This window comes from Streptomyces sp. NPDC059142 (assembly GCF_042755665.1).
In the GTDB taxonomy this organism is placed as follows: domain Bacteria; phylum Actinomycetota; class Actinomycetes; order Streptomycetales; family Streptomycetaceae; genus Streptomyces.
The window spans coordinates 1-11,751 of record NZ_JBHZDA010000124.1 but is presented as its reverse complement, the minus strand read 5'-3'; the positions used below and the strand labels follow the sequence as shown (position 1 = coordinate 11,751).

Below are 11,751 nucleotides of genomic sequence, written 5' to 3'. Positions count from 1 at the left end.
CTCGCACACCACCCCGCGCGGGGGCCCCGCCCCCGGGCCCCCCCCGCCCACCCCCCCCGGGGGCGCGCGCCCCCCCCCCCCGCCCCCCCCGGCCTGTTCCTCCGCCTCGGGCCGCCCGGCGGAAGGTGTTCTCCAGCGGGACGCCGGAGGCGTGCGGGCGCCGAGGCGGGCCGACGACACGGCCCGGGGCGGGAACGCCCCCTTCCTCCAGACCCGCAGGGCGGGCCGGCGGCACCGCTTCGCGGACGCGCCCGGGGGCTCCCGCGCTGCCGCTGCCCGATCCCCCGTCCGCCCGCGCCCGCCTTCAAACGTACGGAATCGGACAGTCCTCTCACCGAGGCCGCCCCTGGCCGGATCTGTATGCCCGCGCTGCCTGTTAGGGCGCGCCGGGTGTCCGCCGGCGGGCCGCCTCCGGAGGGGCCGGGGAACCGGAAGGGGCCCCACGGCCCAGCGCGGGGGAGCACCGGGGACAGGGGGCCGGGGGACCGTTCAAGACCCCAGGACTCCGGGCACGCGAGAGGCCCGTGGACGCTGTGGGTGGGCGTCCACGGGCCTCGTTCCCCGCGCGCACGGGGGGATGGGTTCGCGCGGGGGTCAGAGGGGCCGGCGGAAGCCGCGCAGAGCGGCGGCCATGCCGACCACGGCGATCACGGTGCAGATCGCCAGCGAGGGAATCGCGTGGTCCAGGCCGGGCACGTCCAGCGCGAGTGCGCGGGTCGCGTCGATGGCGTACGTCAGCGGGTTGAGGTTCGCGACCACCTGGAGCCAGCCGGGCAGGTCCGCGACCGGCACATAGGCGCTGGACGCGAACATCAGCGGGAAGATCACGATCAGGGCGAGGTTCTGGAGCGGCTCGGCCCGCCGCAGCCAGGCACCCGCCGCGATGAACGCCCAGCCCAGCGAGAAGCTGATGAACAGCGTCAGTCCGGCGGAAAGGGCGAGTTCGGCCAGACCGCCGTTGGGCGAGTACCCCAGGGTCGTCATCGCGAGAACCATGATCACCAGAACCTGTACGGCGCTGCGCACCAGGCCGACCAGGCTGCGCGCCGCCAGCAGCGCCCCCGGATGCACCGGGAGCGAGCGCAGCCGGGCGACCATGCCGTTCTTCTGGTCCTCGACCAGACCCACACCGGACTGCATCGCCGACTGCGCGGCGTTGTCGACCAGGATGGCGGGCAGGACGTAGTCGAGATAGGTGACACCGTTCGGGAAGTGCGGCGGCATGCCCATCTTGCTGAACACCTGCGTCAGCACGAAGAGGATGACCACCGGCTGGATCAGGCCGAACAGCACGATGCCCGGGTCGGTGACCATCGCGCGCAACGACCGCCCGGTCAGCACCCGGATCTGGGTGAGGAGCGAACTCCCGCCGAACACGGGTGCGTCGGCCGTCGCGACCCGGGAGGCCGGGGCCGGACTCGGGGCCGGGGTGAGCTGGGTGGTCATCGGGTCCTCCACGAGGGACGTCGGCCGGCGGTTCCGTCCGCCGGGATGGCGCGGGGCTCGCCGGTCACGGCGCGCCGCTCCGTGCCGGAGCCGGGGCGCCCGGGGGCCGGGGCGCTCACGCGGGTGTCCGCGCCGCGGACCGGTCGGCGAGCGCCAGATACACGTCGTCGAGGGAGGGTTCGCCGAAGGCCAGCTCGGTGGCCTCGACGCCCACCTGGTCCAGCGTCCTGATGACGTCGGCGATCTCCCGGGTGGCGTCGATCGGGACGACGACCGTCCGGGTCTCGTCCTCGCCGTTGACCGGGGCGAAGCCGGCGGCGCGCAGGGCGGCGCCCGCCGTGGCCCGGTCCTCGCCGCCCTCCAGCGTCAGGGTGACCGTGCGGCGGCCGATGGTCGCCTTCAGTTCGGGGGCGGTCCCCGCGGCCACGACACGGCCCTCGGAGAGGAGCGTGATGGAGTCGGCGAGACGGTCGGCCTCCTCCAGGTACTGCGTGGTGAGAAGGACCGTGGTGCCCTGGCGGACCAGCCCTTCGACGATCTCCCACAGGTTCAGCCGGCTCGTCGGGTCGAGGCCGGTGGTCGGCTCGTCGAGGAAGAGCACCTCCGGGGCGCCGACCAGCGACACCGCGAGGTCCAGCCGGCGCCGCAGTCCGCCCGAGTAGCCGCTCGCGCGCCGGTCGCCGACCTCGGTCAGGCGGAACAGCTCCAGCAGCTCGTCGGCGCGCGCCTGCGCGGCCCGGCGCCCCGCGCCGAGCAGCCGGGCGATGAGCACGATGTTGTCGCGCCCGCTGAGCTGGCCGTCCACCGAGGCGAACTGGCCGGTGAGACCGATCCGGCGGCGGATCTCGACGGGCTTGTCGGCCACGTCGTAACCGGCCACCCGGGCCCGCCCCGAGGTCAGGGGCAGGGCCGTGGTGAGAATGTTGACCAGGGTGGTCTTCCCGGCGCCGTTGTGGCCGAGGAGGCCGAGGACGGTGCCGCGCGGCACCGCGACGCTCACCGAGTCCAGGGCGTGGACCGCGCCGAACGACTTGGTGACGCAGTCCGCCTCGATCATCAGGTCTCCGGAACCGGAGCCCGGCGCCGGTCCCGGCCGGGTGACAGGGGGCGTGACGAGCCCGCTCATGCGATGTACTCCCGCTCGTGGGTCTGCGGACGGTCGACGACCGGCCGGATGGGCGCCCGGGGCCCGGGGACCGGACCGCCGGGAGTGAGGGGGCCCGTCCGGCGGGGACCGGCGGGCAGGGTCATGTGGCGCGGCCGTCCCCGAGGCCGAACCGCTCGCGGCGCGGTGGCCGGACGGGGACGGTCATGCGGCGCCGCCGTCCATGAGGCGGAACAGGTCCTCGTCGGACGCGGACGCCACGTCCAGCGGGCCCGTCGCCGGCTCCGCCGTGCCGCCCCGGTACGGGGCCCAGCGGCCGGCCAGGGCCCGCAGCCGGGCCCCGGCGTCCGAGCCGAGCGCCGCGCCCGAGACGAGCAGCGCCTCCAGCTCGTCCAGTACGGACGCGGGGTCCCGGCGCGGCCGTGCCCCGCCGTCCCGGAGCGCGTCGCACACCAGACGGGCCACGGCGGCCGGTGACGGATGGTCGAAGACCAGGGTCGGAGGGAGCCGGACCCCGGTGACGGAGGTCAGGCGGTTGCGGAGTTCCACGGCGGTCACGGAGGTGACACCGAGTTCCGTGAACGCCAGGTCGGCCCCGGCGTCCGCCGCGAGGTCCCCGCCCACCACGGCCGCGAGTTCGGCCCGTACCAGCTCCGTGACCAGCGTCTCGGCCTCGGCGTCGGAGAGCCCGGCCAGCCGTTCCGCCAGCTCCGGGCCGGCCGGCCGCGCACCGGGCAGGGGCAGGCCGGCGGAGACGGCCGCGGCGGGCACCGACGCCAGCCAGTACGCCTCGTGCTGGAACGCGTACGTGGGCAGCGCCACCGTACGGGCCTCCGGCAGGACGGCCCGCCAGTCCACCGGCAGACCGAGCGCGTGCAGGCGTACGGCGGCGGCCAGCGCCGCGCCCGCCTCGTCGGCGCCGCCGCGCAGCACCGGCTGGACGGCGGGGCCGGTTCCGGGATCGCGCTCGCCCAGGCACTCCTCGACCATCGGCGTGAGCGCGGCCTCCGGGCCCAGTTCGACGTAGACGGCGGTCGGTTCGGCGGCCAGATGGCCGACGGCGTCCGCGAACCTGACGGTGTCCCGGACGTGCCGTACCCAGTGCTCCGGGTCGGCGGCCTCCTCGGCGGTGAGCGGGCGTCCGGTCACCCCGGAGACCACCGGAAGCAGCGGCGGCGCGAAGGCCAGCCCGGCGACGGTCGCACGGAACTCGGCGAGCATCGGCTCCATCAGCGGCGAGTGGAAGGCGTGACTGACCACCAGACGGCGGGTCTTGTGGCCGTCCGCGGAGAGTTCGGCGGCGAGCGCGGTCACGGCGTCCTCCGTACCGGACAGCACCACGGAGTGCGGGCCGTTCACGGCGGCGAGGGCGATCTCCCCCTCGCGGCCGGCCAGCCGGGGCAGGATCCGGTCCTCGGAGCAGCGCACCGCGACCATGGCGCCACCGGCCGGCAGCGCCTCCATCAGCCTTCCGCGCGCCGCGACCAGGGCGCACGCGTCGGGCAGGGAGAGCACCCCCGCCACCTGCGCGGCGGCGATCTCGCCCACCGAGTGGCCGACCAGCCGCGCGGGCAGGACGCCCCAGGACTCCAGGAGCCGGCAGAGCGCCACCTCGAAGGCGAACAGCGCGGGCTGGGCGTAGCCGGTGCGGTCGAGCAGGGCGGCCTCCTCGCTGTCCTCCGCCGCCCACATGACCTCCGTCAGCGGCCGGCCGAGGAGCGGGTCGAGGACCGCGCACACCTCGCGCAGCGCGGCGTCGAAGACCGGGAAGGCGGCGGCGAGGCCTCGGCCCATGCCGGGCCGCTGACTGCCCTGGCCGGTGAGGACGAACGCGGTACCGGAAGCCGCGCCCGCCGGGACGCGCCCGGCGCTCCCGGGCGCCTCGCCCCGCGCGAACGCCTCGGCGGCGGCGCGGAGCGCTTCCCGGTCGCGGCCGGTCAGCACGGCCGTGTACGGGTGCACCGTACGCGTGGTGAGGAGGGAGTGGGCGATGTCCCGCGCGGAGGCCTCCGGGTGCGCGGCGGCGTATCCGGCCAGCCGCCCGGCCTGCCCGCGCAGGGCGTTCGCGTCCTTCGCCGACACCAGCCACGGCGGGAGCGACCCGGTGGGGGGCTCCGGCGCGGCGGGTTCCTCGTACGGGACGGCCGGGGCCTCCTCCAGGACCAGATGCGCGTTGGTGCCGCTGATGCCGAACGAGGAGATCCCGGCGCGGCGGGGCCGGCCGTCCTCGCGGGGCCAGGGCCGGGCCTCGGACAGCAGCCGTACGGTGTCCGCGCTCCAGTCGACCTGGGTGGTGGGCGTCTGCGCGTGCAGGGTGCGCGGAAGGTGTTCGTGGACCAGCGCCAGCACCATCTTCATCACGGCGGCGGCGCCGGCGGCGGCCTGGGTGTGGCCCAGGTTCGACTTGACGGAGCCCAGCCACAGCGGCCGTCCGTCCGGCCGCTCCCGCCCGTAGGTGGCCAGCAGCGCCTCCGCCTCGATCGGGTCGCCGAGCGCGGTGCCGGTGCCGTGCGCCTCGACCGCGTCCACCTCGTCGGGCCGTACCCCGGCATCGGCCAGGGCCTGCCGGACGACCCGGCGCTGGGCCGGACCGTGCGGTGCGGTGAGGCCGTTGGAGGCGCCGTCCTGGTTGACGGCGGAGCCGCGGATCACGGCCAGGACGGGATGGCCGTTGCGGCGCGCGTCGGACAGCCGCTCCAGCAGCAGCAGTCCGGCGCCCTCCGACCAGGCGGCCCCGTCGGCGCCGTCGCCGAAGGACTTGCAGCGGCCGTCGGGGGAGAGCCCCCGCAGCCGGGAGAAGCCGACGAACGCGGCGGGGGTGGACATCACGGCGACCCCGCCGGCCAGCGCCAGGTCCGACTCCCCGGAGCGCAGCGAGCGGCACGCCAGATGCAGCGCGACCAGGGAGGAGGAGCAGGCGGTGTCGACGGTGAGCGCGGGACCGTTCAGCCCGAGGGTGTACGCGATCCGGCCGGACAGGGCGCCGCCCGCGGTGCCCACCGGCAGCAGCCCCTCCAGTTCGCCGGTCGGATCGGCCGCGCCGGCCGCGTAGTCGTGGTACATCGCGCCGGTGAACACGCCGGTACGGCTGCCCCGCAGGGACACCGGGTCGAGCCGGGCGCGCTCGACGGCCTCCCAGGCGGTCTCCAGGAGCAGTCGCTGCTGCGGGTCGGTGGCGAGGGCCTCGCGCGCCGACATCCCGAAGAACCCGGCGTCGAAGTGCGCGGCGTCGCGCAGGAATCCGCCCTCACGGGCCACCGAGGTGCCGGGGGCGTCGGGGTGTTCCGGGTCGTCGGCGAAGAGGGCGTCCAGGTCCCAGCCCCGGTCGGCGGGGAAGGCGGACACGGCGTCGGTGCCCTCGCTCAGCAGCTCCCACAGGGCCTCGGGGGAGGCGGCGCCGCCGGGCAGCCGGCAGGCCATGGAGACGATGGCGACGGGTTCGCCGTCCCAGGCCGCAGCGGGGGCCGCCTCCGCGTCCTGGGACGGGTTCAGCCCCGCGAGCTCGCGGGCCAGGGCGGCCGGGGTGGGGAAGTCGAAGGCGAGCCCCGCGGGCAGCGGCAGCCCGGTGGCCTCGGCGAGCGCGTTGCGCAGCCGCACCGAGGCGACCGAGTCCAGCCCATGGGCGCGGAAGGTGACGTCGGGTCCGATCGGCGTGGACGCGCCGTCCTTGCCGGGCACGCCGGCCAGGACGTCGGCGACGGCCGCGACCACCAGGGCGAGCGCCTCGCGCGGATCGGGGCGCGCCGCGCCGGCCGGGACCGGGGCGGGGTGGGCGGCGGCCTCGGCGAGGTGCTGCTCCAGCGCCCTCCGGTTGATCTTCCCGGCGGGGGTGCGGGGCAGCGCCGGCAGCACCACCACCTCCAGCGGGATCTTGTACTCGGCGGTGCCCAGGCCGCGCAGGAACGCCGTGGCCTCGTCGAGGGAGACGGCGCCGCCCGGACGGCCCTCGGGCTCCGCCGGGCCGCCGCCGGCGGGGCGCCCGGTGACGACCAGGACCGGGTACTCGCCGAGCCGGGGGTCCGGCTTGGCGACGACGGCGAGCGGGCCGACGTCCGGCAGCTCCGCCAGCAGGGTCTGGATCTCCACCGCGTTGAACTTGCGGCCGCCGACGTTGATCAGCTCCGCCGAGCGGCCGTGGAAGGAGATCAGCCCGTCCGTGCCGATCGAGGCGAGGTCCCCGGTCCGCAGCCAGCCGTCCTCCGTCACCACCGCTCCGGTCAGCTCCGGCTCCCCGTAGTAGCCGCGGAACATGCTGGGGCCGCGGTACTGGAGTTCGCCCGGCTCGCCGGGCGGGCACGGCAGGCCGTCCTCGCCGAGGACCCGCATCTCGGAACCCTGGATGGGCCGGCCGACGCTGTGGGAGGCCACCTCCGGGGGGTCCCCGGCGAGACTGCTGGTGCCGTTGCCGGCCTCCGACATGCCCCACACCACGATCAGCGTGGTGTCCAGGGTCTCCCGTACGTCGCGCACCAGCGCGGGCGGCAGTGCTGCGCCCGCCGTGAGGATCCTGGCGGGGCGCGGCCCGGCGCCGTCCGGCAGCTCCCGTACCCGCGTGACGATGTCGTGGAGCTGCGCGGGCACCGCGATCACGACGCTCGGTTCGTGGCGCGCGGCCAGCTCCAGGAACCGTTCCACGTCCCAGGTGTCCAGCAGCACATGGCTGCCGGTGCGGAACAGCGCCGCGTACACCGACAGGATGCCGAAGCAGTGGGTGAGCGGGCACGCCGACAGCACCGTGCCGGTGTAGGCGTCCGCCGAGTCCTCGGTGGCCACCCGCGCGTTGGTGAGCAGCGAGTCGTGCGTGTGCAGACAGATCTTGGGCCGCGCGGAGGTGGTCCCGGAGGACGGCAGCAGCACGAACGGCGAGTCGGGGCGTACGTCCACCGGATCGGGCCGCTGCCCGGACCACCGGTCCAGGAACCCGGTCACGGACTCCGCGTCGGGCGCCGTGTCCCCCGCGATCAGTACGGCGCGCAGGGTGGGCAGCGCCTCGCGCAGGGCCGCGGCGGTCAGCGGACCGTCGCCGTCCTGGGTGCGCGCCGGCAGCGCCACCGCCGCCGGGCCGACCCGCTCCAGCAGGGCGCGTACGTCGGAGGCGGCGTTGCCCTGGTGCACCGGCATCGTCACCGCGCCGATGGAGGCCGCCGCCAGATGGAGCGTCAGATACTCCCAGCAGTTGGGCAGATGGAGGGCGACCACATCACCGGGGGCGACGCCGCCGGCCTGGAGTCCGCGCGCCAGCGCGTCCACCTCGGCGCTCCAGGCGTGCCAGGTCCGGGTGCGTTCCCCGTCGAGCAGGGCGACCGCGTCGCCGCCCCGGCGCACCGCCGCGCCGAACAGCGCGGGCAGGGTCAGCCCGTCCAGGGCCAGGCCCGTGGCGCCGGGCGGATCGGTCAGGTAGTCGTGGGTGTGGACGGGCACCATCACTCCTGGGGTGTCGAGCGTCGCCGTCTGAGAGGGAACCGCTCCAGACTCTTGCCGCGCGGGCCGGGTTTTCCCTAGAGATCCCGCCAAGAGGTGCGGACACCCGGTCTCCGGGGAAACGGGCGCGGCCCGGCGGCCGGGACGGGCCGCCGGGCCGCACAGCGGGTCCGGACCTGTTCTAGGACAGGGCGGGTTCCGCGGCGGCCCGCGGCGGCGCGGGCGCGGGGGCGGGCTCGCCGGGGGCCTCCCGCCCGGGGAATCCGGTGCCGAGCAGCCGCAGCAGCGGTGCGGCCTTCACGGCCGTCTCCTCGAACTCCTCCGCCGGGTCGGACAGCGCGATGACGGCGCCGCCGACGCCGTACCGCAGCCGGTTGCCGCTGAGGACCACCGTACGGATGACGATGGACAGGTCCACCGCGCCGTTCAGCGAGAAGTAGCCGATGGCGCCCGAGTAGACACCGCGCGGCCCGCCCTCCAGCCGGTCGATGATCTGCATCGTGCGGATCTTCGGGGCGCCGGTCATCGACCCGCCGGGGAAGGCCGCGCGCACCGCGGCCACCGGGCTGCTGTCGGGGCGCAGCCGGGCCCGGACGGTGCTGACGAGCTGGTGCACCGTCGCGTACGTCTCCACCTGGAACACCGGGTCGGCGACGACCGAGCCGACCGCCGCGCACCGGCCCAGGTCGTGACGGACCAGGTCGACGATCATCAGGTTCTCGGCGCGGTCCTTCTCGCTGGTCGCCAGGGACTCGACGAGGCGGCGGTCCTCGCCGGGGGTGGCGCCGCGCGGCCGGGTGCCCTTGATGGGCTTCGACTCCATGGCGCCGTGCCGGTCGATCCGCAGGAAGCGCTCCGGGGAGCTGCTGAGCACGGCCATCGGGCCGAAGTGCAGGAACGCGGCGAACGGCGCGGCGCTCACCCGGCGCAGCGCCCGGTAGGCGGCCCACGGGTCGAGGTCGGTGTCGGCCTCCGCCATGTTGGTCAGACAGACCTCGTACGTCTCACCGGCGGCGATCTCCTGCTGGCAGACGTCGATCAGCTTGAGGTAGGCGTCCCGGTCGTGGCGCAGCTCCACCGGTCCGGTGGTGCACTCGGGCGCCTCCGCGCAGGGCCCCGGCCGCCGGCCCGCGATGGAGTCCAGGCTCCGCGCCGTCTCGGCGAGCCAGGCGCGCGCGGTGTCCTCGGCGCCGTCCTCCGCCAGGGTCAGCAGATGGCTGGTGCCCGTGTAGTGGTCCAGGACGAGGGCCCGGTCGGCGAAGACCATGGCGGCGTCCGGGTCGGGGGAGCGGTGCGCGGCGTCGCCGTCGCACTCCGCCTTCAGCTCGTAGCCGAGGTAGCCGACCCAGCCGAGGGCGAACTCGAAGGGCAGCTCGGGTATGTCGGTGCGCAGGCCCGCCCGGTCGTTCTCCAGCCACTCCAGGAAGGGGCTCTCGACGGTACGGGTGCCGTCCGCGCCGCTGACGGTCACGGTGCCGGAGGGGACGTCGGCCTTGGCGATCCGGGCGAGCGGGCCCGAGGCGTCGCCCATCACGGAGAGCCGGCCGAGCCGGTCGCCCGCGCGGCTGCTGTCGAGCCAGAAGGGGTGGTCGCCGGTGCGGAACAGGGTGTCGAAGGCGACCTCGGGGTCCCAGCGGGTGGGCAGCTGCTCGGCGATGACCCGCAACCGCCGTACCGGAGGGGCGGCTTCGTCCTCGGTCCGCGCGGCCGGGGCGCTGCGGGCGGGCGCGGCGGCGGGGACCCGCGCGCGGCCGTGGAGTTCGGTGAGGCGGCGGAAGTTCTCCAGCAGACGGTGGCCCTCGCGGGTGCCGATCGACTCGGGGTGGAACTGCACGCCCCACAGCGGCAGCCGGCGGTGGCGCAGCGCCATCAGCACGCCGTCCGGCGACCAGGCGGTGCCCTCCAGCTCCGGCGGCAGGTCGGTCACCGCGAGGGAGTGGTAGCGGACGACCTCCAGCGGCTGCGGCAGCCCCTCGAAGAGCCCGGTGCCGTCGTGCCGTACGGCGGAGGTCCTGCCGTGCCGGGGCTCGGGCGCGCGTCCCACGCGGGCGCCGTGGGCGAGCGCCATGCCCTGGTGCCCCAGGCAGACGCCGAGCACCGGGAGGCGGCCCTCGGCGGCTATCTCGGCGCACAGCCCGAAGTCGGCGGGCCGGTGCGGGGTGCCGGGGCCGGGGGACAGCACGACGTTGTCGAACGCGTCGAGCAGACCGGGCCGCCAGGCCGGGTCGTCGTTGGGGATCACCTCCGGCTCCTGTCCGTTGACCCGGGACAGGTAGTGGAAGAGGTTGTAGGTGAAGGAGTCGTAGTTGTCGACGAGAAGAGTGCGCATGATGTCCTTGTCCAGAGGCGCGTGAGCGGAAAGTGACGTGGGAGGCGACGGACGGGGGGTGCCGTCCGGCCGTGGACGGTTCTCCTGCTGCGCGGCGGCCCCGGCCGTGGCGGACGTGCTCAGGCACGATGCCGGTCGGCGTGCTTCGGTCACGGCTCCAGCGCCTGCCCGGGCGGCGGTCCCGCCACCACCCGGGCCGGACGCTCAGGAGGCGGGGGCGAGGGCGCGGGCGATCTCGGCCTGGACGGCGGCGAGGTGCTGGATGAGGAAGAAGTGACCGCCGCCGAAGGTACGCAGCCGGTAGGACCCGGTGGTGTGGTCCGCCCAGCGCTCGGCCTCCGCGATCGTGGTCAGCGGGTCGTCCTCGCCGGTCAGTACGGTGATGTCGCAGCCTACCCGGCGGTCCTCGGGGCACGAGTACGTCTCGATGGCGCGGTAGTCGCCGCGCAGCGCGGGCAGCGCCATACGGAGGATCTCCTCGTCGCCGAGGACGCCCGCGGCGGTGCCGTTGAGCCGCTTCATCTCCGCGACGATGCCGTCGTCGTCCCGCAGGTGGACCTCCTCGGCGCGGGTGGTCGAGGGGGCACGGCGCCCGGAGGCGAGCACTTCGCGGGGGCCCGCGCCCTTCTGCTCCATCCGCCACGCCGTCTCGAAGGCGAGGGCCGCGCCCATGCTGTGCCCGAAGAACACCGTCGGGCGCTCGTCCAGCGCGAGCAGTTGAGCGGTGATCAGGTCGGCCAGCGTGCCGAGATCCTCGACGCAGGGTTCCTTGCGGCGGTCCTGGCGGCCGGGGTACTGGAGCGAGACGACCTCGGCGGACGGCGCGAACCGGGCCGAGACCGGGTGGTAGAAGCTGGCGGATCCCCCGGCGTGGGGGAAGCAGACCAGCCGGACCGCGTCGGTGCCGGCCGGGTGGTAGCGCCGTAGCCAGAGGGCCGCGGTGTCGTCAGCAGCGGTGGTCACGGTGGGTGTCCCTTCAGTGGTTCTGACCGGCGGTGCTCCGCCGGCCGGTGGTCCGCGCGCGCCACGACCGGGGCCCGGCCGTCGGACCGGGCGTCGGGCCGGGTCCCGTGGCGCCGGCCGGGCCCGTGGTCGTGGGTTCCCGCACGGCGGGTCAGTCCTCGCGGACGGCGACCGAGCGGGAGGGGCACAGGTCGCCCGCCGCGAGGACCGCGTCCCGGTCCTCGGCGCCGGGGGCCTCGTTGAGCAGGACGACGAACCCGTCGTCGTCCTGGTCGAAGACGTCCGGCGCGTTCAGGACGCACTGGCCCGCTCCGACGCAACTCTCCTGGTCGACGGTGACACGCATGGTGCTTGGCTCCTAGAAGTGAGAGGGACCGTGGCGTGGGGGGGGGGGGACGGGGCCGGCGCCCCCCCCCCCGCCCCCGGGGCCGGGGCGGGGGGGACCCCAGCCGCCCGAAGGGAGATACAAAAAACACACACCCACACC

At 75.7% G+C, this 11,751-nt stretch carries 6 protein-coding genes; all 6 read right to left on the bottom strand.

Annotation, left to right across the window (positions count from 1 at the left end):
• Positions 1–594 precede the first annotated feature (594 nt).
• Entirely contained in the window at positions 595–1,446 is an 852-nt protein-coding gene (locus tag ACFXPK_RS29755) for an ABC transporter permease (RefSeq protein WP_385006338.1), read from the bottom strand.
• Positions 1,447–1,561: 115 nt separating this feature from the next.
• The gene (locus ACFXPK_RS29750) at positions 1,562–2,572 is read right to left on the bottom strand and encodes an ATP-binding cassette domain-containing protein (protein WP_385006340.1); all 1,011 of its coding nucleotides are present in this window, start codon (positions 2,570–2,572) and stop codon (positions 1,562–1,564) included.
• A gap of 183 nt (positions 2,573–2,755) precedes the next feature.
• Entirely contained in the window at positions 2,756–7,975 is a 5,220-nt protein-coding gene (locus ACFXPK_RS29745) for a beta-ketoacyl synthase N-terminal-like domain-containing protein (RefSeq protein ID WP_385080191.1), read from the bottom strand.
• A 178-nt stretch (positions 7,976–8,153) separates the two neighbouring features.
• A complete protein-coding gene (gene pabB, locus ACFXPK_RS29740; RefSeq protein WP_385007746.1) occupies positions 8,154–10,301 on the bottom strand; it encodes an aminodeoxychorismate synthase component I in 2,148 nt (715 codons plus the stop codon).
• A 204-nt stretch (positions 10,302–10,505) separates the two neighbouring features.
• Entirely contained in the window at positions 10,506–11,264 is a 759-nt protein-coding gene (locus ACFXPK_RS29735; RefSeq protein ID WP_385080189.1) for a thioesterase II family protein, read from the bottom strand.
• Positions 11,265–11,415: 151 nt separating this feature from the next.
• Positions 11,416–11,610, bottom strand: a complete 195-nt coding sequence (locus ACFXPK_RS29730) for a ferredoxin (RefSeq protein ID WP_385080187.1) — start codon at positions 11,608–11,610, stop codon at positions 11,416–11,418.
• Between the last annotated feature and the right edge of the window lie 141 nt (positions 11,611–11,751).

Excerpts from the sequence above, each read along its gene's own strand:
- ACFXPK_RS29755 (WP_385006338.1), bottom strand. The coding sequence starts at position 1,446 with ATGACCACCCAGCTCACCCCGGCCCCGAGTCCGGCCCCGGCCTCCCGG.
- ACFXPK_RS29750 (WP_385006340.1), bottom strand. The coding sequence starts at position 2,572 with ATGAGCGGGCTCGTCACGCCCCCTGTCACCCGGCCGGGACCGGCGCCG.
- ACFXPK_RS29745 (WP_385080191.1), bottom strand. The coding sequence starts at position 7,975 with ATGGTGCCCGTCCACACCCACGACTACCTGACCGATCCGCCCGGCGCC.
- pabB (WP_385007746.1), bottom strand. The coding sequence starts at position 10,301 with ATGCGCACTCTTCTCGTCGACAACTACGACTCCTTCACCTACAACCTC.
- ACFXPK_RS29730 (WP_385080187.1), bottom strand. The coding sequence starts at position 11,610 with ATGCGTGTCACCGTCGACCAGGAGAGTTGCGTCGGAGCGGGCCAGTGC.